Source organism: Promicromonospora sp. NPDC059942, assembly GCF_042731755.1.
Lineage (GTDB): Bacteria > Actinomycetota > Actinomycetes > Actinomycetales > Cellulomonadaceae > Promicromonospora.
Window position 1 is genome coordinate 223,735 of sequence record NZ_JBHWLR010000010.1, and the last position, 21,647, is coordinate 245,381.

Annotated in this window: 19 protein-coding genes; 4 read left to right on the plus strand and 15 right to left on the minus strand. The window is 74.8% G+C overall.

Annotated elements, in window-relative coordinates; all coding sequences use genetic code 11:
- Positions 1-10 precede the first annotated feature (10 nt).
- On the plus strand, positions 11-991 hold the full coding sequence (locus tag ACFV9Q_RS18035) for a hypothetical protein (RefSeq protein WP_377235506.1): 981 nt from the start codon (positions 11-13) through the stop codon (positions 989-991).
- A 42-nt stretch (positions 992-1,033) separates the two neighbouring features.
- Here ACFV9Q_RS18035 and ACFV9Q_RS18040 read toward each other — a convergent pair whose 3' ends face one another.
- The 5 genes from ACFV9Q_RS18040 to ACFV9Q_RS18060 form a co-directional block, all read right to left on the minus strand.
- Positions 1,034-1,870, minus strand: coding sequence for a glycosyltransferase (locus tag ACFV9Q_RS18040; RefSeq protein WP_377235507.1), 837 nt, complete (start codon positions 1,868-1,870; stop codon positions 1,034-1,036).
- Entirely contained in the window at positions 1,867-2,766 is a 900-nt protein-coding gene (locus ACFV9Q_RS18045) for a glycosyltransferase family 2 protein (RefSeq protein ID WP_377235508.1), read from the minus strand. Before ACFV9Q_RS18045 ends, ACFV9Q_RS18040 begins: the two co-directional genes overlap by 4 nt.
- Entirely contained in the window at positions 2,766-3,419 is a 654-nt protein-coding gene (locus ACFV9Q_RS18050) for a polysaccharide deacetylase family protein (RefSeq protein ID WP_377229902.1), read from the minus strand. The genes ACFV9Q_RS18045 and ACFV9Q_RS18050 overlap by 1 nt, the downstream gene beginning before the upstream one ends.
- Positions 3,420-3,503: 84 nt before the next feature.
- Positions 3,504-4,817, minus strand: coding sequence for an O-antigen ligase family protein (locus ACFV9Q_RS18055; protein WP_377235509.1), 1,314 nt, complete (start codon positions 4,815-4,817; stop codon positions 3,504-3,506).
- Positions 4,814-5,752, minus strand: coding sequence for a hypothetical protein (locus ACFV9Q_RS18060; RefSeq protein WP_377235510.1), 939 nt, complete (start codon positions 5,750-5,752; stop codon positions 4,814-4,816). The genes ACFV9Q_RS18055 and ACFV9Q_RS18060 overlap by 4 nt, the downstream gene beginning before the upstream one ends.
- Positions 5,753-5,877: 125 nt before the next feature.
- Between ACFV9Q_RS18060 and ACFV9Q_RS18065 the strand changes: the two genes are divergently transcribed.
- Positions 5,878-6,510 carry a hypothetical protein gene (locus tag ACFV9Q_RS18065; protein WP_377229899.1) on the plus strand — a complete coding sequence of 211 codons (633 nt, stop codon included), beginning with the start codon at positions 5,878-5,880 and terminating at the stop codon, positions 6,508-6,510.
- Positions 6,511-6,526: 16 nt separating this feature from the next.
- Here ACFV9Q_RS18065 and ACFV9Q_RS18070 read toward each other — a convergent pair whose 3' ends face one another.
- The 10 genes from ACFV9Q_RS18070 to ACFV9Q_RS18115 form a co-directional block, all read right to left on the minus strand.
- Positions 6,527-7,744, minus strand: coding sequence for a glycosyltransferase family 1 protein (locus ACFV9Q_RS18070; protein WP_377235511.1), 1,218 nt, complete (start codon positions 7,742-7,744; stop codon positions 6,527-6,529).
- Positions 7,745-7,799: 55 nt separating this feature from the next.
- On the minus strand, positions 7,800-8,999 hold the full coding sequence (locus ACFV9Q_RS18075) for a glycosyltransferase family 2 protein (RefSeq protein ID WP_377235512.1): 1,200 nt from the start codon (positions 8,997-8,999) through the stop codon (positions 7,800-7,802).
- The gene (locus ACFV9Q_RS18080; protein ID WP_377235513.1) at positions 8,996-10,177 is read right to left on the minus strand and encodes a DegT/DnrJ/EryC1/StrS family aminotransferase; all 1,182 of its coding nucleotides are present in this window, start codon (positions 10,175-10,177) and stop codon (positions 8,996-8,998) included. The genes ACFV9Q_RS18075 and ACFV9Q_RS18080 overlap by 4 nt, the downstream gene beginning before the upstream one ends.
- On the minus strand, positions 10,174-11,739 hold the full coding sequence (locus ACFV9Q_RS18085) for an oligosaccharide flippase family protein (protein ID WP_377235514.1): 1,566 nt from the start codon (positions 11,737-11,739) through the stop codon (positions 10,174-10,176). The genes ACFV9Q_RS18080 and ACFV9Q_RS18085 overlap by 4 nt, the downstream gene beginning before the upstream one ends.
- Positions 11,736-12,785, minus strand: a complete 1,050-nt coding sequence (locus ACFV9Q_RS18090) for a glycosyltransferase family 2 protein (RefSeq protein WP_377235515.1) — start codon at positions 12,783-12,785, stop codon at positions 11,736-11,738. The genes ACFV9Q_RS18085 and ACFV9Q_RS18090 overlap by 4 nt, the downstream gene beginning before the upstream one ends.
- A complete protein-coding gene (locus ACFV9Q_RS18095; protein ID WP_377235516.1) occupies positions 12,782-13,426 on the minus strand; it encodes an acetyltransferase in 645 nt (214 codons plus the stop codon). The genes ACFV9Q_RS18090 and ACFV9Q_RS18095 overlap by 4 nt, the downstream gene beginning before the upstream one ends.
- A gap of 1 nt (position 13,427) precedes the next feature.
- Positions 13,428-14,582, minus strand: a complete 1,155-nt coding sequence (locus ACFV9Q_RS18100) for a DegT/DnrJ/EryC1/StrS family aminotransferase (RefSeq protein WP_377235517.1) — start codon at positions 14,580-14,582, stop codon at positions 13,428-13,430.
- Positions 14,579-15,634 (minus strand): dTDP-glucose 4,6-dehydratase, encoded by a 1,056-nt coding sequence (locus ACFV9Q_RS18105; RefSeq protein WP_377235518.1) that lies wholly within the window; start codon positions 15,632-15,634, stop codon positions 14,579-14,581. Before ACFV9Q_RS18105 ends, ACFV9Q_RS18100 begins: the two co-directional genes overlap by 4 nt.
- Complete coding sequence (locus tag ACFV9Q_RS18110) at positions 15,631-16,725, minus strand: Gfo/Idh/MocA family protein (RefSeq protein WP_377229890.1); 1,095 nt, start codon at positions 16,723-16,725, stop codon at positions 15,631-15,633. The genes ACFV9Q_RS18105 and ACFV9Q_RS18110 overlap by 4 nt, the downstream gene beginning before the upstream one ends.
- A 200-nt stretch (positions 16,726-16,925) precedes the next feature.
- Positions 16,926-18,122 (minus strand): glycosyltransferase family 4 protein, encoded by a 1,197-nt coding sequence (locus ACFV9Q_RS18115; RefSeq protein WP_377235519.1) that lies wholly within the window; start codon positions 18,120-18,122, stop codon positions 16,926-16,928.
- A 357-nt stretch (positions 18,123-18,479) separates the two neighbouring features.
- Here ACFV9Q_RS18115 and ACFV9Q_RS18120 point away from each other — a divergent pair, with 357 nt between their 5' ends.
- Together ACFV9Q_RS18120 and ACFV9Q_RS18125 are read left to right on the plus strand one after the other, a co-directional pair.
- Positions 18,480-21,215: a UvrD-helicase domain-containing protein gene (locus tag ACFV9Q_RS18120; protein ID WP_377235520.1), complete on the plus strand. Its 2,736-nt coding sequence runs from the start codon at positions 18,480-18,482 to the stop codon at positions 21,213-21,215.
- A gap of 247 nt (positions 21,216-21,462) precedes the next feature.
- Positions 21,463-21,647, plus strand: a 185-nt coding sequence (locus ACFV9Q_RS18125; protein ID WP_377235521.1) for a hypothetical protein, incomplete at its 3' end; no start/stop codon positions are given.

The following is a 21,647-nucleotide window of genomic DNA, read 5'->3' on the forward strand; positions in this document are numbered from 1 at the left end:
GATGACTCGCATGGGCCGATCGTCCTGGTGGGTGCCGCTCCGATGGGTCGTCGGAGCGCTGGTCGCCGCCGCGCTGACCACGGTTGCCGTGTCCCAGAACACGTCCCCCGAGGACCCGGGCGCCTCGTCCGGCGGCACGGGGCAGGACGCCGCGCCCACGCCGTCCGGCGAGCCCCCGGAACCCGTCGTGAAGGCCGCGGCGCTCACCTTCCCCACGCCCGAGACCGCCGGCCTGCCCGACGGGTGGACGCCGAAGCAGACCCACACCGGCGACCTCCGGATCAGCGAGCCGGGCACCGTGGTCAGCGACCTGCGGATCACGGACGGCACCATCTACGTCGACGCCCCGGACGTGACGCTGCGCCGCGTGCAGGCCGTCGGGTCCAAGGTCGTCAACGACGACACCCCGGTGTGCGGGTCCGGCCTGCTGGTCGAGCAGTCCGAGTTCGTCCGGAGCGACGTCCGGACCGGGGACGGCGACCGGCAGGTGATCGGCAACGGCGGGTTCACGGTGCGCGACGTGGTGATCGACGGCGTGCCCGAGGGCATCCGGGTGGGTGCCAAGCAGTGCGGCGACGTGGTCGTGGAGGACTCGTTCATCCGGGTGGTCCCGCCCGACGTCTGCACCGACTGGCACGGCGACGGCATCCAGGGCTACGGCGGCGGCAGCCTCACCGTCCGGAACACCCGGATCATCATGCGCGAGACCGCCGACTGCTACGGCACCGCGCCCTTCTTCTACCCGAGCGGCCAGGGCAACACGTCGCTGACCGTCGACGGGCTGCTGGTCGAGGGCGGCGGCTACGCGTTCCGGGCCGGCACGGAGGGCAGCGTGCGCAACCTGCAGGTGGTGCAGGACACCTGGGGCTACGGGCCCGTCGACGTGCTGTGCCCCGCCCTGACGGCCTGGCAGGCACACACGGTGACGGCCGACAAGGAGGGCCGCACCACGCCCGTGGACCCGATCGAGTGCGGCGGCAGCGGCAACTGAGCCGCCCCGCCGCCTTCCCTGCCGCCTTCAGGCCTCCGCCCGTCAGACCCGCGAGCTCGCGTCCCGCTCCCACGTGGTGAAGTCGCCCGCGCGCACCGCCGTGCGGGCGCGCAGCCGCCCGGCCAGCACCACGCCGAGGAACACGGGTACCTTGGGCGCCAGGCCGGGTCGCTCCCGGACCACCCGCCAGAGGTCGCCGAGCGAGGTCCGCGCCTCGGCCCCGCGCAGGCCCGCGCGGTCGGCCTGGACGTTCCCGGTGGTCACGCGCGCCCGGCGGCGCACCAGGTCGCGCAGGGTGCGCGCGGGGTGCACGACGACCGCGACGTCCGCCACCACGACGCGCTCGTGCGGGGCGAACGCCTCGGACAGCACCAGGTCGTCGGCCATCACCTGGGGCAGCGCGGCGATCCGGCCGGCGGCCGCCCGGGACACGGCCAGCACCCCGCGCCCGAACAGGCCCGACCGCACGGTGGGCAGCGCCTCCCAGACGTCGTAGTACCAGCGCGCCAGCAGCGTCACCCCGGTCCGTGGCATGGTGCGCGACGGCGCCGCCACGGCGGCACCCCCGGGGCCCACCGCGGCCGCGAGCCGGGCGACGCCGTCCGCCGTGATCTCGACGTCGGCGTCCAGGTAGACCCGCGGGAACGCGACGGCCACCCGGTCGGCCGCCCGCAGCGCGCGGGCCTTGGAGGGCTCGGGCAGGTCGAGGACGGTCACGGGATACCGGCCGGCCACGGCCGCCGTCCCGTCGGTGCACCCGTTGCAGGCCACCACGACCTCCAGCAGCCCCGGGTCGGCGCACAGCGCGTCCAGGAGACGCCCGATCGTGCGCTCCTCGTCGTGCGCGGGCACGACCACGGACGCCACCGGCGCGCTCATCGCGGCAGCACCTCGTCGCTCGCGCCGAGCGCCGTCGGGCGCCGGGCCGGGCGGACCAGGGCCCGCAGCGTGGGCCACGACGCGCCGTGGCCCAGCAGGCCGCGCCGGAGCTCCACGAGCAGGGTCACCCCGTAGTACATCCAGGCCGCCCGCGTGCCGCGCCGGCGCCGGATCAGGCGCACCCGGTTCAGCATCAGCATGGTGTGCGTCTCGTGGCTCGTGCCCGAGCCGCCGCCGATGTGCATGGCCCCCGCCGTCGGCGTGTAGAGGGAGCGCCAGCCGCGGTCCCGCGCGCGGAGCGCGAAGTCCGTCTCCTCGGAGTAGAGGAAGAACGACTCGTCGAACCCGCCCAGGGCGTCGAAGCACGCCCGGTCCACGAGCCAGATCGCGCCGACCGCCCAGTCCACCAGGTGCTCGGTCGCGTAGGCCCGCGGGTCCTCGATCCGCTCGGCGAAGGCCGGCAGGCGCGTGAAGCTCAGCCCGCCCGCCCGGGCCACGGTGGGCGTGCGGCGCAGCGTCGGGGACAGGCTCCCGTCCGCCTCCCGCGTGCGCGGCACGACGATGCCGACCCCGCGCCGCCGCAGCACGTCCAGCATCCGCGGGACGGAGTCGGCGTCGAGCTCCACGTCCGGGTTGAGCACGAGGATCGCGGCCGACTCCGGCGAGTACCGCACCGCCTTGTTCATCCCCGCCCCGTAGCCGTCGTTGACGCTCTCAACGACGGAGCAGTCGCCCCGGCGCCGCAGCAGCGTGAGCGTCTCGTCCGTGGACCCGTTGTCGACCACCACCGTGGTGTACGGGACGTCGCCGAAGGCCGCCGGCAGGCTGTCGAGCAGGGCGTCGATGTGCCGGGCGCTGTTGTAGGTCACGACCACCGCCGCGACCTCGGCCCCCATCAGCGCAGCCCCTTGACGAACGTGCGGGCCCGGTCCGCCGCGCGGACCGTGTAGCGGTCCCCGTGCCGCAGCCACGCGGCGACGTCGTCGGCCGTGTCGGTCGCGCGGAGGCTGAACCGGGCCTGCCGCCAGGACTCCGGCCGGGCCAGCGCCCGGTCGCTGGTGTAGACCCGCGTGTAGCCCAGCTTCCGCAGCGCGGTCAGGGTGGTCCGGTCGTAGCGGCCCAGCGGACAGGCCGCGGTGCGCACCGGCTCCTCCAGGACGTCCTCCAGGCGCTCGCGGGCCAGGACGAGCTCCTCGCGCAGCTCCGGCGGGCGCAGCCGGCGCCAGACCCGGTGGTGCATGCCGTGCGACCCGACGCCCATCCCGGACCGGCGCAGCGCGCGCACGTCCCCGGCGGACAGCGAGCCCGCGTGGCCCAGGCGGCCGGCGATGACGAAGAAGTCGGCCACCCGCCCGCGCTCGACGAGCTCCGGGAGCGCCACGTCGACGTCGGAGGCGTTGCCGTCGTCGAGGCTGAGCCGCACGTCCGGCCGGACGGCGACCACGTCGAGCACGCGCCGGAACGTGTCGGTGCCGATCCAGTAGGCGGCCTCCTCGGCCGGGGCGTCGTGCGGCGGCGTCCCGATGCCGTGAAAGCAGAGATTGATCATTTGTTCATCGTGAACGACGACAATCCGCTGCGGAATGCATTCCCGGGTGATTCTCCGGGTGATTCTCGGGGTATCTGCGCAGGGCTATGCCCGGGCGCGCAGGGAACCCGCGACACCGACCAGGAGAAAGAGCGCGCCCATCGTCATCGGGAACGCGAAGGCGTCGAAGAAGAGCAGGCTGACGAACCCGACGACCACCGAGGCCGTGAGGGCCAGGGCGAGGTCGTAGGTCCGGGCGTCGGTGCCCGCGGCGCGCCTGCGGACCCGCATCAGCACCCGGACCGTGGCCGCGCCGATGCCGAGGAACAGGACGGTGCCCACCAGCCCGACGGTCACCAGCAGCAGGAGGTACTGGTTGTCGAAGATCCGGTAGGTGGGCAGGAACGTGCCCAGGCCGCGCCCGAACAGGGGGTCGCGCGCGATGAACTCGCCCGCCAGGTCGAACGAGCCGGTCCGGGAGGTGACGCTCGGGTCCTCGGACGCGCCGGTGAACAGGCCGAGGATCGAGGACAGCATGCCCGGCGCGACCACCAGGCCCGCCAGGGCGCCGACGGCGGTCACGCCGAGCATGATCTTGCGCCGGGAGCCCTTCCAGCCCAGGAGCAGGATGACCAGGCCGATCGCGGCGCCCACGTAGGCGGACCGGGAGCCGGACAGGGGCACCAGCACGAGCGTCGCCGCAGCGGGTGCCCACCGCACCAGCGGCCTGCGCTCGGTGTGCTCGAAGCCGACGTGCAGGGTCAGCGGCAGCAGCATGGTCACGAGCACGCCGTACTCGATCGCGTGGGTCGCGGTGCCCTGCGGCCGGATCAGGCCGTTGCGCTCGCCGAGCTCGTAGGGCGCCGTGAGGGTCAGGCCCGGCAGGGCGAGCCGGTCCACGAGCAGCTCGCCGAGCACGAACTGCGCCAGCCCGAGCACGGCCAGGGCTCCGCTCGCCAGCGCCAGCCGCCACACGAGCACGTCGCGCCGAGCGGTCGAGGTGATGCCGTCGTGCGCCAGCAGGAGCACGCCGGACCAGGCGAGCAGCGCCAGGATCGCGACGTCGGCGGGGCTCATCTCGTTGGACACGACGGGCCGGGACATGGCGATGACGTACGTGACCCCGACGCTGAACAGGAACAGGGCGAGCGAGACCCGGATCAGCCGGGGCCCGCTCAGCCGGGGCCGGGCGGCCCCGACGCCGGTGAGCACCCACAGCAGCAGGCTGGCGAGGCCGACGACCATCGACGGCGCGCCCGCGCTGCCGAGCGGCCCGATCACCAGCTTGGAGGGGATGACGAACAGCAGGAGCAGGTAGACCGAGAGCCAGGTGACGACGTCGGGTCGCACCCTCCGCCGCGGCACCGGCCGCGGCGGCGAGGCGTGCCGCCGGTCGGCGGCAGGCCGGGTCTGGGTCACCGGGACTCCGCGGTCGACGCCCGGGCGGACGCGTCGTCCCTGCGGCGGTCACGCGCGTCGAGCGGGAGGTTGGGCCAGGACGGCAGGGCCCGGTCGTCCGCCGGCCGGCCCGCCGGCGGCTGCACCGACGGCGGCCGCACGGCGGGCAGCCGCACGGTCGCCGGCTTGGCCGGCTTGGCGGTGGGCGACCCCGGGTCGGCCGGCTGGGCCTTGGCGTCGGGGTTCGGCCCGGCCGGCTTCGGCCCCGCTGCGGACGTCGCGCCCGCCGGCGCGGGCGCGGCCGGGTCCGAGCCGGCCGGGTCCGTGGGGTCCGCCGGGGCGGCCTGCCGGCGCCCCCGCGCCCGGCTGCGGACCAGCCCGTCGACCGCGACGGCCGCGACCACGGTCGCCACCAGCCCGAGGCCCCCGGCGGCGATGACCATGCGCACCGTGCCGCTGTTGTCGGTCTTGGCCCGCTCGTCCTTGGCGAGGACCAGCGTCGAGACGACGGTGTTCTTCGGCGCGTCGACCTCCTCCTGGAGGCGCTCCAGCTCGACCGGGATCGACGAGGTGAGCAGCTCCAGGGTGTCGATGGTGGCCGCGGGGCTGACGTCGGTCACGTCGACCGAGATCACCGGGCCGCGCGTCGACTCCTCGATGGCCACGACGTACTCGGCGTCGGCCGAGCCCGAGCTGAACCGCTCCTTGGCCACGTCGCTCTCGTAGTACGCGACCACCACGCGGGCGGGCAGGTCGAGCCCGCCGAGGGCCAGGAACGGGTTACCGCCCTCGCCGACCACCTGCTCGGACGGCACCAGCAGGACCAGGGCGCGCGCGGTGTAGACCGGCGGCTCGATGGTGCTCGCGCCGTAGACGAGGCCGGCGGTCGCGAGCAGGCCGACGACGGTGACGATCCACCGGCGGCCCAAAGCTGCAATCACGTCGAGGAATGACATTTGTTCACCCTTTCCGGGCGTATCACGCCGCGCTCGACAAAGGTATCGTGCCGAGGGCGGGTAAAGGAACGAGTCGCGGAACTCCGACGCGAATTTCGCCCGCTCCAGGAAATCGCGGAGAAGCTATGACGTTGTGGGACCTGATACGTGCGGCGCTCCGGCGCTGGCCCGTCCTGCTCGCGGGGGCCGTGGCCACGCTCGGGCTCGTGTACACCACCACGCTGGACGACGGCGTGTACTGGAGCCGTACCCAGGTCGTGTTCCTCGCGCCCGCGAGCAAGGCCTACCCGAACGCGCTGCGCACCACGTCCGAGGACCTGATCATCACGGCCGGCGCGGTCGCCAAGGCCGTGTCCGGGCCCGACAAGGTCACCAAGTACGCCTCGCCCGACGCGACCCTGGTGGGCGAGGGGACGCGCGACGGCTGGTCGATCCGGCTGCCCGACACGGGCGGCCAGTGGGCCCCCAACTTCGCCGAGCAGGTGCTGTACGTCGAGGTCGTCGCGGCCACCGCCGAGGAGGTCGCGGCCCGGCAGGACGAGATCGTCGCGCAGATCGCCGACGAGCTGGACCGCCTGCAGCGCGACGCCGGGGTGGTCCCCGTCAACGACATCACCGTGACGGTCGCCCCGGAGTCCCTGGTCGTGCACCAGGTGGGGGGCTCGACCATCCGGGCCGCCGGGATGGCGGGCCTGCTCGGCGCGAGCGCCACGTTCGCGCTCATCGCCGTGCTCGAGACGCGCGCCCGGCGCCGCTGACCCGGGCCGCCGGCCGTCAGCCGTGCGCCGCGCCACGGACCTCGTCCTCCACGATGCGGGCCACGGCCTCCTGCGCCGGGCCCCAGGACCGGCCCACGACGCTCGCGGCGGCCTTGGCCGCGTACGCGGCGGCGTCGGGCCGCTCGACGGCGGCGGCGATCCCGGCGGCGATCCCCGCCGCCGTCGGCTCGGCCCACCCCACGTACGGGTTGGGCAGGTCGGCGCGCGCCAGCGGCGAGTCGTTGACGACGGGCACGACGCCGGCGGCCAGCATCTCCTCGGCCACGAGCGAGATGTTGGTGAACGACATCGCCAGCCCCGCCACGACCCGCCCGTACAGGGCGTTGAGCTCCGCCGGAGTGAGGCGGCCGTGGTACGTCACCGGGAACGTCAGGTCCGCCGGGCGTGAGCCGTAGACGTGGATCTCCTGCTCGGGGTGCGCGCGGTGGAAGCGTTCGAGGGCGAGGCGGGCGAGCAGGTAGCCCCGGCGCCCGACGTCGGGCTTCGCGTAGAGCACCACCCCGGACCGGGGCACCTCGACCTCGGGGAGCCGGTACGTGTCGGTGTCGCAGCCGAACGGCACCACGTCGCTGGTCTGCCCCAGCTCGGCGGTGAGGCAGCCGGCCACCATGTCGCCGAGCGCGATGCGCCGGAACGGGAAGCGGTACGTCATCGCGGCCAGCTCGTACTCGGACCCGCGCGGGTAGAAGTAGGGCTCGTAGTCCTGGATGAAGTACAGGCGCCGGGTGGGCCGCGGGGTGCGGGCCACGATGACGTGCGCGGACTCCCACGACGACGCCACCACGGCGTCCATGCCGGTGATGCCCGCGCGCGCGTCCCGCACCTCGGCGCGCACGCCGGGCCAGCCGTGCCGCAGCTCGGCGGTCCGCTGGTCGACGTCCAGCCCGTGCCGGTCGTAGAGGAACACGACGCACTTGTGCCCGCGCGCCTCCAGCCCCTCGACCATCCGGAACAGCGTGGTGTGGCCGCCGGAGCCCGCCGCGGGCGGGGACGTCACCCAGCCCACGGTCAGCGGGCGGTCGCCGGGCACGGGCTCCGGCGTCGGGAGCGTCTCGGGGACGTCGTCCGCGATGTCCGCGGCGTCGAGCTGGAAGCCGAGCGACGCGGCGTCCGTGCTGCGGTAGGCGCGCGCGGCGACGCGCTGGGCCAGCCCGCGCGCGCCCACGCGGCGCAGGCGGCGCAGCCGCGCGGTGGCCTTGGTCAGCCGGTTCATCGGTGGTCCCCCTCGTGGTTCACGGGCGCGGTCACGGGCATGTCGTCGGGCACGGTCACAGGCCGGACGTGGCCCAGCGCAGGTACATCAGCTCGGTCCGGGCCCGGCGGGCGACGCGGCGGACGACGGCGCCGTACCCGGCCCGGCCCGTCCGCCCGGCCCGCGCAGCCCGGCGCGCGATCCGCGCGGCCGAGGGCCACTCCCGCGAGCCCGGCCAGACCTCGGTCGCGAGCTCCAGGTAGGGCGCCGGCGACTCCGCCCGGTCGGCGGCGGCCGCGGCGTACCGCAGGGCGTCCTGGGCGAGCGCGGAGCGTGCCCGGTCGTGCAGCCCGTGCGCGCCGGTGAGCCGCTCGCCGACGTTCGCGAACAGCCGGTCGTACGCGTCGGCGCGGGCGCGCAGGTCGAGCAGCGCGCCGGAGCCCTCGTTCACGCTCAGGCTCCCCGCGTGCTCGCGGTGCAGCGCCTGGTCGGCGCCGCCCACGTACGCGACGTCGCCGACGGCGGCGAGGCGCAGCCACATCTCGACGTCCATCGTGAACCTGAGGTGCGGGTCCAGCGGGCCGACGTCCTTGAGCAGGTCGGACCGCATGACCACCTCGGGGGAGGTGATGCAGCTGACGCCGGTGCGGCACCGCTCCGCCAGCCACGCTCGGCCGTCCCACACGGTCCAGGACAGCTCGCCGAGCGCCGGGACGGGCGGCGTGCCGTCGTCGAAGTGCTGCGGGTGGCCGTAGACCAGCCCGACCTCCGGGTGCTGCTCCAGCAGCGCGGTCGCCCGCGCGAGCGCGCCGGGCGGCAGCATGTCGTCGGCGTCGAGCCGCACCACGAACTCGCCCGTGCTGTGCTCCCAGCCCCGGTTGAACGACTCGACCTGGCCCAGGTTGCGCTCGTTGGCCAGCACCGTCACGCCCGGGTGCTCGGCCGCCAGGGCGCGCGCGACGGCGAGGCTGTCGTCCGTGGAGGCGTCGTCGACGACGATCACCTCGACGTCGACCCCCTCCTGCGTCACCAGGCTGCCCACCGTCTGCGGCAGGAACCGGCCGTAGCCGTAGCACGGCACCACCACCGAGACCCGGGGCCGCAGCTGCGGGGCCGACGGCGGCTGCCGCCGGAACGACCGGGGCGCCAGCGGCGACCGGACCCAGGAGCCGAGCGTGCCCACGACCCGGGCGCCGAGCCCCGGCCCGCCCGTGGCGTCCCGGTCCACCCGGGCGCGCCACGCCACGGCGGCGCGGTCGAGCGCCCCCGTACTCATCGGGCCACCCCCGCAGGTGCGGCCCGCCCGGTCACGGCGGCGCGCAGCGTGCGCACCACGTGCTCCTGCTGGTCGGCGGTGATCCCCGGGAACATCGGCAGCGAGAGGATCTGGCCGGCGTCCGCCTCGGCCCGCGGGGCGGTGCCGGGGCGGAAGCCCAGGTGCGCCGTCGCGGGCAGGAGGTGGACCGGGGCGGGGTAGTGGATGCCGTGCCCGATCCCGGCCGCCGACAGCGCCGCGGACACCGCGGGCCGGCTCGGCGTCCGCACCACGTACAGGTGCCACACGTGCGTGGCCCCCGGCAGCTCGCGCGGCGCCACGAGCTCCGGCACGTCCCGGAACGCGTCGGCGAGCAGGGCCCCGTACCGGGCCGCGGCCTCCGAGCGCTGCAGGTTCCACGCGTCGAGCCGGGTCAGCTTGGCCGACAGCACGGCGGCCTGGAGGGAGTCGAGGCGCGAGTTGGCCCCCACCTCCAGGTGCTCGTAGCGGTGGACGCCGCCGTGGTTGCGCAGGCGGCGGGCCCGCTCGGCCACGTCGTCGGACGACGTCAGCACCGCGCCGCCGTCGCCGAACGCGCCCAGGTTCTTGCCCGGGTAGAAGCTGGTCGCGGCCACGTCGCCCGCCCCGCCGGAGCGGAACCCGTCCCGGCTCGCGCCCTGGGACTGCGCCGCGTCCTCGACCAGGAGGACGTCGGGGCCCACCAGCTCGCGGAGCTGCGTCACCGGCGCCATCTGCCCGTACAGGTGCACGCCGACGACGGCGCGGGTGCGCGCCGACAGCCGGCCGGCGACGTCCTCGGGGTCCAGCAGGAAGTCGTCGTCGACGTCGGCGGGCACCAGCAGGGCGCCGCAGCGCAGTACGGCCTCCGCCGTCGCGAAGAACGTGTTGGCCGGGACGATCACCTCGTCGCCCGGGCCGATCCCGGCCGCCCGCAGGCCGATCTCCAGGGCGTCCGTGCCGTTGCCCACCCCGACGGCGTGGTGCGCCCCGCTGTAGGCGGCGAACTCGCGCTCGAACCGCTCGACGTCCGGCCCCAGCACGAACCCGGACGTGCGCAGGATGTCGTCCCAGCGCTCGCGGACGTCGCCCTCGACCTCGGCGGTCTGGGCGCCCAGGTCCAGGAAGGGCACGGGCTCCCGCGGCGGCGCGGGGGTGGTGGCGGTCGTGGTCTCGGTCATCGCGTCGTTCCTCTCGGTGGGGCAGCCGGGACGGCGTCCGGCAGAAGATCAAGGGCCTCGGCCGCTGTCCCGGCGAGGGCGGCGTCGGGCACGGCGTCCGGCACCGCGTCGGGCGCGGCGTCCGCCGCGTCGTCCGGACCGTCCAGGGCCGTGCGGGCGGCGCGCCAGCGTGGCCGCACCCAGGCGACCGTGGCCGCCGCGTAGAGCGCGAAGGTGACCGCCCCGGCGAGCAGGCCGCCGAGCAGCGGGTTCTCGACCCGGCCGGCGACCAGCAGGCCCGCGGCCACGGCGCCCGCCCCGGCGAGGCCCGGCACGGCCAGCGCCCAGGTCAGTGCGCCGACCTCGTCCCTCGACCGGCGCAGCAGCACCAGGTAGGCGGGCAGCAGCACGCCCACGGAGACGGCGGCCTGTGCGACGGCGACGCCGATGCTCCCGGCCGCCCGCGCGCCGAGCACGACGGCGGGGACCAGGGCCACGAGCCAGACCACCTGCACCGCGAGGACGCCGCGCGAGCGGCCCAGGGCGTAGAGGTAGCCGGCCAGCACGTCCGAGACGACGCGCACGGCGCCGACCACGGCCAGCGGCACCAGGATCTGCGCGGCCGGCTCCCACCGGGCGCCGTAGACGAGCACGACCACGGGGTGGGCGAGCGCGGCGAGCATGGCCGCCGCCAGCACGACGGCCCACCAGACGGGCCCGAGCAGCGGCACGAGCGCGGCGCGGGCGCGCTCGCGCACCTGGGAGAAGGCGGGCAGCGTGACCGACCGCAGGGCCTGACCCACCAGCGTCATGGGCCACGTCGAGATGTTCGCGGCGAGCACGTAGAACCCGAGCTCGACGGCGCCGGCCAGGTTGCCGAGCACCACGCGGTCGACCGACAGCAGCACCCAGGACAGCAGGTTCGCGGCCGCGACGGGCAGGCCGAACGCGAGCACCGACCGGGCCACGGTCCGGTCCCACGAGAGGCGGAGCCTGCTCCGGGTGAGCCAGAACTGCACGGCCACGCCGCAGGCCTGGCCGACGACCCGGCCCACCGCCAGGCCGACCAGGCCGTAGCCGAGCACGGCGAGCACGAGGGTCACCACGGCGCCCACGCCGAAGTCGACGGCGTTGGAGCGGAACAGCCCCTGCTGGTCGAGCTTTCGCTGGAGCGTGGCGAACGGGACGACGCCGACCCCGGCCAGCAGGAAGGTCGCGGCCAGGATCGCGATGGGTCCGGCCGCCCCGGGGCCGCCCATCGCGGAGGCGAGCGCGGGCGCGGACAGCGCGGTGACCAGGGTGAGCGTGCCACCGGTGACCAGGCCGAGCACCGCGACGGGGCCGGTGCGCCGCTCGAAGTCGGGGCTGCGCACGAGGTCGGCGCTCAGGCCGAGGTCCGCCAGGGCCATGACCACGCTCTGCACCGTCAGCGCGATCGCGTAGAGGCCGAACTCCTCCGGCGACACGATGCGGGCGATGACGATGCCCAGGCCGAGGTTGCCCAGCCGCACGACGACGGTGCCGGTGGTGCTCCAGCGCAGGGCGTTGCCGACGCGGCCGCTCAGGGTGGCGCCCTTGCTCATGTCCCGAACCTCGCGAGGAGCTGGCCGCGGACCTTCCAGCGCAGCGACTCGACGGCCTCGACGCCGAGCCGCGACCGGTGCTCGGCGCGCCCGGCCAGCCGGGCCCACTGCCAGGCCGGCGACCGGACGACGGCGGGGTCGGCCTCGCGGGCGAGCCGCAGGAGCTGCGCGCGGTGCTCGGCGCCGTCAGGCCCCGGGGGCAGCAGCGTGGAGGCGAGCGCCACCTCGCGCGCGACGGCGGCGTCGGCCCGCGCGCGCAGGCGGTCGGGGCGGCGCAACAGGTGCCCGTCCTCGCGGAAGAACAGGTCGAAGGTCTCGAGCACGGACCGCCAGTTGTCGAGGTTCCCGCCGAACTGGACGTTGTGCATGTTCGCGTCGTGCTGCCGGTAGTAGGCCTGGACCGGCCCGTTGACGCGGCCGATCCGGCCGCGCGCGGCGGCCTGCAGCCACATGTACATGTCCGCGGCCTGCGGCAGCGCGGCCACGTAGCCGCCGATCGCGTCGTACACGGACCGGCGCATCACCACCTCGGGGTTGGTCGGGATGTTCCGCCCGCGGCGGGCGACGTGGCCCACCCACTGCTCGCCCTCCCAGACGGTCCACCAGCTCCGGGCCGGCGTGAACGCGGGCGGCACGCCGTCGAAGTCGGTCACGAGGCCGTACACGAGCGAGATCCGCCGGTCGTGCTCCAGCAGGGCGGCGGCGCGGGCCAGCGCGCCGGGCGCGAGGGCGTCGTCGGCCGACAGGAGCACCACGTAGTCGCCGTTGGCCCGGCCGAGCCCGTCGTTGTACGTGCGGATGTGCCGCATGTTCTGCTCGTGCTCGACCAGCCTCACGCGCGGGTCCGACGCGGCGATCTCGCGCGCGACGGCGACGCTCCCGTCGGTCGAGGTGTCGTCGACCACGATGACCTCGACGTCGACGCCCTCCTGGGCGAGCACGGAGCCGACGGAGGTCGGGAGGTACTGCCCGTAGTTGTAGTGCGGCACCACGACCGAGACGAGCGGGCGCGTGCGCAGGGGGAGCGGGGCCCGGACCGTGGTCATCGCGCCACCTCCCGGACCAGCCGCCGGGCCGGCACGCCGGCCCAGGTCTCGCCGTCGGGTACGTCGGTCAGGACCACGGCCCCCATGCCCACCACGGCGCCCGCGCCGATCCGGACGCCGGGGTGCACCGACGCGTTCATGCCCAGGTAGGCGGCGCGGCCCACGCGCACGCCCCCGCCGAGGGACACCCCGGCGGCGAGCGTCGCGAAGTCGTCCAGCACGCAGTCGTGCGTCACGGTCACCCCGGGCATCGCGACCACGTGCGCGCCGAGCACGGCGTCCGCGGTGATCGTGACGCCGGCCAGCAGCACCGAACCCTCGCCGACGGGGCAGCCGGCGGGGTTGCGCACCGAGGGGTCGACGACGCGCGCGTACGCGGCCCGCGGGTCCAGCCGCGCGTGGACCGCGGCGCGGGTGCGGCTCGGGCCGACGCACAGCAGCAGCCGGGCGCCGGGATGCTCCGCGGCGGCGCTCACCGGCCCCAGCACCGGCGCCCCGCCGAGCGTGGGCGGCAGGTCGGCGTGGCGGTCGTCGAGCAGGCCGAGCACCTCGTGCCCGGCCTCGGCGGCGACGGGAAGCACCTCGCGGGCCAGCCCGCTCGCCCCCACCAGCAGCAGCGGCCCGCCCCAGCTCGCCGCCACCTCACTGCCCCCCGTACCCGCGGAGCACCTCGACCACGCGGCCCAGCTCGGCGTCCGTCATCTGGTGGAACAGGGGCAGGATCAGCGTGCGGTCCGTGAGCCGCTCGGTCACGGGCAGCGGCACGTGGCCGCGGTCCGCGTGGGCCGGCTGCCGGTGCGCGGCCATGATGCCGCGGCGTGCCGAGATGCCCGCCGAGGCGAGCGCCAGCAGCAGCCCCTCCCGGTCCAGGCGGTACCCGGGCAGCACCTCGACCCACAGCGACTGCACGTTGGCGCGGCCCCAGGCCGGGTCCTCGACGAGGCGCAGGCCGGGCACGCCGGCCAGCGCCTCGCGGTAGCGGGCGGCGAGCTCGCGCCGCCGGGCCACGATCTCGGGGAGGCGGCCGAGCTGCACCAGGCCGACGGCGGCCTGCAGGTCGGTCATCCGGAAGTTGAACCCGACCTCGTCGTACTCCTCCGGCGGGGAGACGAGGGAGGCGTGCCGGTCCGCCGCGGAGACGCTCATGGCGTGCTCCCGCAGGCGCCGGGCGCGGGCGGCCCAGTCCGGGCGGCTGGTGGTGATCATCCCGCCCTCGCCGGTGGTGAGGATCTTGCGGGGGTGGAAGGACCAGGCGGCGATCTCGGCGCCCGCCCCGACCGGACGGTCGCGGTAGGTCGAGCCGGCGCCGCACGCGGCGTCCTCGATCACGACGATGCCGAGCGGATCGCACAGCTCGCGGATCGCGGCCAGGTCGACCGGTACGCCGGCCTGGTCCACCGCGATCACCGCACGGGTGGCGGGCGTGAGGGCGGCGGCCACCGTCTCCGCGGTGAGGTTGCCGGTGGCGGCGTCCACGTCCGCGAAGACGGGGCGCGCGCCCACGTAGGTGGGGGCGTTCGCCGTGGCGACGAACGAGAACGACGGGACCACGACGTCGTCGTCCGCCCGGATGCCGGCGACGACCAGCGCGAGGTGCAGCGCCGTGGTGCAGCTCGACGTCGCGACGGCCGCGCGGGCGCGCATCGCGTCCGCGAACGCCGCCTCGAACGCGGCGACCCGCGGGCCCTGGGCCACCCAGCCGGACTCGATCACCTCGGTGACCGCGGCGACCTCCTCCGGGCCCAGCCACGGCTTCATGACGTCGACGCGGTGCAGCCCCTCCTCGACGGCGGTCATGCGACCACCCCCGCGGGGGCCGTGGCGCTCGCGGGCGCGACCCAGTTGCGGTCCTCGATGCGGCTCAGCATCTCCTGCGGGCTCTCGGGCCGGCTGCGGAACCAGTCGACCAGGTCGGCGACCCCCTGCTCGAAGGTGGTGCGCGGCTGGAACCCGGTCAGCTCCCGGACCAGCGTGTTGTCCACCAGCAGGCGCCGCACGTCGCCCGGGCGGGCCTCCAGCCGCTCCGGCTCGAGGTCGGGCCGCCCGGCGAGCCGCGCGACCGTGGTCACCAGCTCGTTGATCGTCACCTCGGCGCCCGAGCCGACGTTCACGGTGCTGCCCACGGCGGCGTCGCACTCCGCGATGTCGGCCAGGCCTCGCGCGGTGTCGCTGACGTGCAGGAAGTCGCGCGTCTGCTCGCCGTCGCCGTAGACGAAGGCGGGCAGGCCGCACAGGGCGCGCACGATCGTGCGCGGCAGCACCTCGCCGCTGTCGCCCTCGAAGTGGCTGCGCGGGCCGAAGGTGTTGAACGGCCGGACCACCACGACGGGCATGCCGTGGGTGCGGAACGCGGCGCGCGCGTACGCCTCCCCGGCGAGCTTGGACCCGCCGTAGACCGTCTCGGGCCAGGTCGGGTGCCGCTCGTCCATCGGGGCGTACTGCGCGGTGCCGAACACCTCGCTGGAGCTCACGTGCACGAACCGGCCGACGCCCGCGGCGCGGGCCCGTTCGAGCAGCTCCAGCGTGGCGGTCGCGTTGACCTCGTGGTTCTCCCGCGGGTCGTGCAGGCTGTGCCGCACCCCCAGGCAGGCCAGGTGGAAGACGACGTCCGCGTCGTCGACCAGCGCGAGCGCGGCCGCGCTGCGGATGTCGTCGGCGACGAGGCGCACGGTGCCGTGCCCGTCGGTGTCCTCCAGGTGGTGGGCCAGGTTCTCGCGCCGGCCGTTGACCAGGTTGTCCACCACGGTGACCGACGCCGCGCCCCGGCGCACCAGCTCGTCGACCAGGTGGCTGCCGATGAATCCGGCACCGCCCGTGACCAGCACGCGCGTCCCCTTCAGCGCGCTCATGCGGCCGCTCCGTTCCCGGTGGGACCGCCCGCGAGCACCGGCGTGCGGGCACCGGTCTCGATCCGGGTCACGCCGCCGCCCGTGGCGAGGCTGCGGTCCGCGGCCTCCAGCACGTCGAGCACGCGCAGGCCCGCCGCGCCGTCGGTCAGGGCCGGGCGCTCGCCCTGGATCGCCTCGGCGAGCTCGCCCACCATCGACCCGAGGGCCTCGCGCTCCTCCAGCGCGGGCGACCAGGTGTCGCCCAGGCGGTAGGAGATCGTGGCGGCCCGGCGCTCCAGGCTGTCGAACGCCTGGGTCTCCAGGTCGACGCCGCGGTCGTAGACGCTGATCCGCTGCTGCGGGTTCAGGTCGTCCCACACGAGCGTGCGGCGCGACCCGCCGATGGTCATCCGCCGCACCTTGGTGGGGCTGAGCCAGTTCACGTGCACGCTCGCCACGGCGCCGCCCGGCAGGGGCAGCACCAGGTAGCCCACGCAGGACTTGCCCGCGCCGATCGGGTCGGCGCCGTGCGCCGCCACCGACTCGGGGCGCAGCCCGCCGGGCAGGATGTGGTCGAGGACCGACAGGTCGTGCGGCGCCAGGTCCCAGAACACGTCGACGTCGGGCTGGACCAGGCCGAGGTTGATGCGCACGGAGTCGATGTAGAGGATGTCGCCCAGGTCGCCGCCCGCCACGAGCTCGCGGATCTTCCGGACCGCGGGCGTGTAGCAGTAGGTGTGGTCGGTCATCAGCACCAGGCCGCGGGCCTGCGCCTCGGCGACCATCTCGGCGGCGGCCGCCGCGTGGTCCGCGATCGGCTTCTCGACGACCACGTGCTTGCCGGCGCGCAGCGCGGCCAGGGCGATCGCGTGGTGCGTCCGCGCGGGCGTGGCGATGGCCACCGCGTCCACGTCGTCCCGGGCGAGCAGCGCGTCGAGCGACGTCTCGACGTCGGCCCGGCCGTTCGCGCGGGCCACCCGCGTGGCGCGGTCCGCGTCGAGGTCGCAGACGGCGGCCAGCTCCCAGCGGTCGGACGCCGCGAAGTTGCGTGCCAGGTTGGGTCCCCAGTAGCCGGCGCCCACCACGGCCGCCCGCAAGAGTCTCTGGTCCATGCTGCCTTCTTCCGGTATCAGCTCGGATCGGCCCGGAGTGTTGTCATCCTGGCTCCGATCAATGTACGTCCCGGCCTCGCGGCGAACCGGCCGAGGCCTTTCGAAATCACCCGTGGTAGACGTTTATTCACCCGGAGCGTGTTTCACCCAGGGGTGAAAGAGAAATGCGCGAGGCGCGCCGGAAATACCGCGACGTGCATTCATCCGCGCTTCTCGGACAATGCGCGCGCGTGGCCCGTCACCGTGTCGAACACCCGCACGTAGGTCTCCGCCTGCCGGCGCCAGGACAGCTCGCCCTCGATCCGGGCGCGCCCGGCCAGGCCCATCCGCCGGGCGCGGTCGGGGTCGTCGAGGATCTCGAGGATCGCGTCGCCGAACGCCGCGGCGTCGCTCCCGGCGACGTACCGCCCCGCGTCGCCCGCGCTGCGGCGGGTCTCGGTCAGGTCGGTCGCCACGACGGGCAGCTCGTGCGCCATGTACTCGAGGGTCTTGTTCATGGTGGAGCGGTCGTTGAACTCGCTCGGCGGGTCGGGCGTGACACCCAGGTCTGCGCTGGACAGCCACCGGCCGATGGCCTCGTGGTCGACCCGGCCGGTGAAGTGCACCCAGAGGTCCAGGCCGCGGCGCGTGCAGTCCGCGCGCAGCTCCTCCAGCGCGTCCCCGAAGCCGAGCAGCGCGAAGCGCACGTCGGTGCGGCCGCGCACGCGCACCACGTGCTCGATGGCGGCCAGCAGCCGGTCCACGCCGTCCTGCGAGCCCATGATCCCCACGTAGCAGACGAGGTGCTTGCCCAGGTCACGGGCCCCCGGCTCGGGGTCGCCCTTGCGCATCAGGTCGGCGTCGGGCGTGCTGAGCACCACCGAGCTGCGGCTCAGGTCGACCTTGCCGCGCTCCAGCGCGATCTGCCGGTACGAGCCGTTCGTCGAGATCACGTGGTCGGCCGTGCGGTACGTCGCGCGCTCCAGGAGCAGCAGCGCCTTGTACAGCAGGTCCTGCCGGCCGAACTTGGCCAGGTACACCTCGGGGCACAGGTCGTGCTGGTCGTAGACGAACCGCACCCCGCGGCGCAGGCGCCAGAGCAGGGCGAGCAGCCAGTAGGTGTCCGGCGGGTTGCACGCCTGGATCACCTGGAACGGCGCGTCGCGGTGCACGCGGCCCGAGGCCCGCGCCGTCCGCCACCAGCAGACGAGGAACTCGCGGACGTAGCCCATGACGCCGCGGGAGTCCGGCGGCGGGGCGTACGAGTAGACCGTCGTCTCGTCCACCTGGAACCGGGCGGGCTCGTCGGGGTTCTCCTGCGGGCAGACGACGCTCACGCGGTACCCGGCGTCCGTCAGCGCGCGGCACTCGGACCGGACCCGGCGGTCGATCCTGAACGGCAGGTTCTGGATGATCACCAGAACGTGTGGAGCGGCGGAATGCATGAGGAAAGTGTTGCCCCCGCGGCGCGCCCCAGAAAGCCGGGGAGCGGGTGAACACGGCGATTCACCCGCGGCGCCGGGTGATATTCAGGGCGCGGAACATCACCCGAACATCACCCCGGCCCACGGTTGATATCCGGCGTCTTTTCCCGGTGGGCCCGGGAACGTCGCACAAAACCGTTCCCGGTATTTCATCCGGTGGTTCGGCGGGCCTTTCGGCACTCCCGGCGGATGATCCCGACGACCGTCTGGGTGGGGCGCGGGGCCCCGGGGCCGCCGGTCCGCCGCGCGGCCCGTCGGCAGTGTCGGTGAGCCCGCCTAGGCTTAGGGGCGATGACTTCCCTCTTCGACAGCCTCTCCCTGCCCGGCCTCGACCCGGCGGCGCCGGGTGACGAGGCGCGCCTGCCGCGCACCGCCCCGCGGTGGGACGACGGCGGGGGCGACACCGACCCCGGCGAGGCGGCCGTGCCCGCGGAGCCGGACTGGCTGGCGGGCCTGCCCCACGAGTCGGAGGCGCCGCGCGCCCGCGGGGCCTACGCGCACCTCGACCCCGACGAGCTGCTGGACGGGCTCAACCCGGAGCAGCGGGCCGCCGTGATCCACGAGGGCCGGCAGCTGCTCATCGTGGCAGGCGCCGGGTCGGGCAAGACGCGGGTGCTCACGCACCGCATCGCCTACCTGCTGGCCACGGGCCGGGCGCGGGCGGGCGAGATCCTGGCGATCACGTTCACCAACAAGGCCGCTGCCGAGATGCGCGAGCGCGTCGAGGGCCTGGTGGGCCCGGCCGCGAACCGCATGTGGGTGTCCACGTTCCACTCGGCGTGCGTGCGCATCCTGCGCCGGGAGGCGACCACGCTCGGGCTGCGGTCGAGCTTCAGCATCTACGACGCCGCGGACAGCCAGCGCCTCATCACGCTGGTGACGCGCGAGCTCAACCTCGACCCCAAGAAGTACCCGGCGCGCGGGCTGTCCAACAAGATCAGCGACCTGAAGAACGAGCTGGTCGACCCGGAGACCTACGCGCGGCAGGCCGTGGCGTACGCGGAGCAGGAGGCGCAGGCGGAGGCCGCGTCCGCCGCCGGGGGCGGCATCCGGCGGCCGTGGGGCGGGCAGTCGGCCGACGAGCGCAACACCACCACGCCCAAGTTCGACCAGGTCCTGGCCGACGTCTACACCCGGTACCAGGCGCGCCTGGCCCAGGCGAACGCCCTGGACTTCGACGACATCATCATGACCACCGTGAACCTGCTCCAGGCGTTCCCGAACGTCGCGGAGCACTACCGCCGCCGGTTCCGGCACATCATGGTCGACGAGTACCAGGACACCAACCACGCGCAGTACACGCTGGTCCGGGAGCTGGCGGGCGTCGGCGCGGACGACGACTCGGGTCTCGACCCGGCCGAGCTCACCGTCGTGGGCGACTCCGACCAGTCCATCTACGCGTTCCGCGGCGCCACCATCCGCAACATCCTGGAGTTCGAGAAGGACTACCCGGACGCCACCACGATCCTGCTGGAGCAGAACTACCGCTCCACGCAGAACATCCTGAGCGCCGCCAACGCGGTGATCTCCCGCAACGCGGGCCGCACGCCCAAGCGCCTGTGGACCGACTCGGGCGCCGGGGCCAAGATCGTGGGCTACGTCGCGGACGACGAGCACCAGGAGGCCCGGTTCGTCGCCGACGAGATCGACAAGCTGGGCGACAGCGACGGCGTGCGCCCCGGCGACGTCGCGATCTTCTACCGCACCAACGCGCAGTCGCGTGCGCTGGAGGAGGTGCTGGTCCGCGTCGGCCTGCCGTACAAGGTGGTGGGCGGCACGCGGTTCTACGAGCGCCGCGAGGTCAAGGACGCCGTCGCCTACCTGCGCGCGCTGGCCAACGAGGACGACGACGTGAACCTGCGCCGCATCCTCAACGTACCCAAGCGCGGACTCGGCGACCGTGCGGAGTCGCTCGTGGCGTCGTTCGCGGAGCGCGAGCGCACCTCGTTCGGCGCCGCCCTGGAGCGGGCCGACGAGATCCCCGGCATGACCACCCGCTCGCTCAAGCCGCTGCTCGCCTTCCGGGACCTCATGCGCGAGCTGCGCGGCCTGGTCGACGACGGCGCGGCGCCCGCCGTCGTGCTCGGCGCGGTGCTCGACCGCACCGGCTACCTCGCCGAGCTGCGCGCCAGCGAGGACCCGCAGGACGAGGGCCGCGTCGAGAACCTGGCCGAGCTGCACGCCGTCGCCGTCGACTTCGGCGAGACCGACCCGGAGGGCTCGCTCGCGGACTTCCTGGAGCGGGTCTCGCTGGTCGCCGACAGCGACCAGATCCCCGACGAGGACGTGGCCGACGGCGCGGCGGAGGAGGCGCCGAAGGAGAACCAGGGCGTCGTCACGCTCATGACGCTGCACACCGCCAAGGGCCTGGAGTTCCCGGTCGTCTTCCTCACCGGCATGGAGGACGGCACGTTCCCGCACATGCGCTCGCTGCACGACGACAGCGAGCTCGCCGAGGAACGCCGCCTCGCCTACGTGGGCATCACGCGGGCGCGCGAGCGGCTCTACATCACGCGGTCGTCGGTGCGCGCGGCCTTCGGCATGGCCAACGAGTTCCCGGAGAGCCGATTCCTGCAGGAGGTCCCCGAGGAGCTGTGGGACTGGCGGCGGCGCGAGTCTTCGACGGCCGCGATCCGCGCGGGCCGGGGTGGCTGGAGCGGCGGGTACGGTTCCGGCGGCTACGGCTCCGGGGGGCGCTCGGGTTCCGGCGGGCGCGGCTCGGGCTCGGGCTCCTCGTGGTCCTCGGGCCGGTCGGGATCCTCGAAGACCGGCACCACGTCGTCGTCGGGCGGCAGCCAGGCCAACCCGTTCTCCCCGCAGAAGAAGGCGGGCGCCACGGGCGGGTTCGGCGGCATCAACGTGCAGAAGGACATCCCCAGCCTGGAGATCGGCGACCGCGTGACGCACGACTCCTACGGCCTGGGCACCGTGGTGGACGTCGAGGCGAACGCCGTGGTCAAGATCGACTTCGGCACCAACGGGACCAAGCGCATCGCGCTGAAGTACACGGCGGTCACGAAGCTCTGAGCCGTCGGGCCCCGACCGCTGGCCCGACCGCTGGCGGGGCTGCTGGCGCGCCCGCCGGCCCGACGGTTGGCGCGACGGCTGGCGGGGCAACGCCCAGCCGCGGCCAGCTCCTCCCCTTTGAGGCCCGGGTTTCTTCGCTTTGAGCCTCGTCAAAGCGAAGAAACCTGGGCCTCAAAGGGGAGTGCCGGCGGGGCGGGCTTCACATTCCGGACTTTTTCGGTCCACGGAGGTTCGGTACCGTCCGCCCATGGTCCTGACCGACGACGCCCGGCCCGGTCTGGTCGCCGGAACCGGCGCAGTCCCCGCCACCCCGGCAGCCAACCCCGCCACCCCGGCAGACACCCCGGCCGACCGGGCCGCGCTCCGGGAGCCCGGGTCCGGCCCGACGGCGGCGCGCGGACTCCGGATCCCCGGCCTCGACGGGCTGCGGGC

Excerpts from the sequence above, each read along its gene's own strand:
- ACFV9Q_RS18090 (WP_377235515.1), bottom strand. The coding sequence starts at position 12,785 with ATGACCACGGTCCGGGCCCCGCTCCCCCTGCGCACGCGCCCGCTCGTC.
- ACFV9Q_RS18105 (WP_377235518.1), bottom strand. The coding sequence starts at position 15,634 with ATGAGCGCGCTGAAGGGGACGCGCGTGCTGGTCACGGGCGGTGCCGGA.
- ACFV9Q_RS18035 (WP_377235506.1), top strand. The coding sequence starts at position 11 with ATGGGCCGATCGTCCTGGTGGGTGCCGCTCCGATGGGTCGTCGGAGCG.
- ACFV9Q_RS18050 (WP_377229902.1), bottom strand. The coding sequence starts at position 3,419 with ATGATCAATCTCTGCTTTCACGGCATCGGGACGCCGCCGCACGACGCC.
- ACFV9Q_RS18065 (WP_377229899.1), top strand. The coding sequence starts at position 5,878 with ATGACGTTGTGGGACCTGATACGTGCGGCGCTCCGGCGCTGGCCCGTC.
- ACFV9Q_RS18040 (WP_377235507.1), bottom strand. The coding sequence starts at position 1,870 with ATGAGCGCGCCGGTGGCGTCCGTGGTCGTGCCCGCGCACGACGAGGAG.
- ACFV9Q_RS18060 (WP_377235510.1), bottom strand. The coding sequence starts at position 5,752 with ATGTCATTCCTCGACGTGATTGCAGCTTTGGGCCGCCGGTGGATCGTC.
- ACFV9Q_RS18110 (WP_377229890.1), bottom strand. The coding sequence starts at position 16,725 with ATGGACCAGAGACTCTTGCGGGCGGCCGTGGTGGGCGCCGGCTACTGG.
- ACFV9Q_RS18080 (WP_377235513.1), bottom strand. The coding sequence starts at position 10,177 with ATGACCGAGACCACGACCGCCACCACCCCCGCGCCGCCGCGGGAGCCC.
- ACFV9Q_RS18075 (WP_377235512.1), bottom strand. The coding sequence starts at position 8,999 with ATGAGTACGGGGGCGCTCGACCGCGCCGCCGTGGCGTGGCGCGCCCGG.
- ACFV9Q_RS18085 (WP_377235514.1), bottom strand. The coding sequence starts at position 11,739 with ATGAGCAAGGGCGCCACCCTGAGCGGCCGCGTCGGCAACGCCCTGCGC.
- ACFV9Q_RS18100 (WP_377235517.1), bottom strand. The coding sequence starts at position 14,582 with ATGACCGCCGTCGAGGAGGGGCTGCACCGCGTCGACGTCATGAAGCCG.
- ACFV9Q_RS18070 (WP_377235511.1), bottom strand. The coding sequence starts at position 7,744 with ATGAACCGGCTGACCAAGGCCACCGCGCGGCTGCGCCGCCTGCGCCGC.
- ACFV9Q_RS18045 (WP_377235508.1), bottom strand. The coding sequence starts at position 2,766 with ATGGGGGCCGAGGTCGCGGCGGTGGTCGTGACCTACAACAGCGCCCGG.
- ACFV9Q_RS18120 (WP_377235520.1), top strand. The coding sequence starts at position 18,480 with ATGACTTCCCTCTTCGACAGCCTCTCCCTGCCCGGCCTCGACCCGGCG.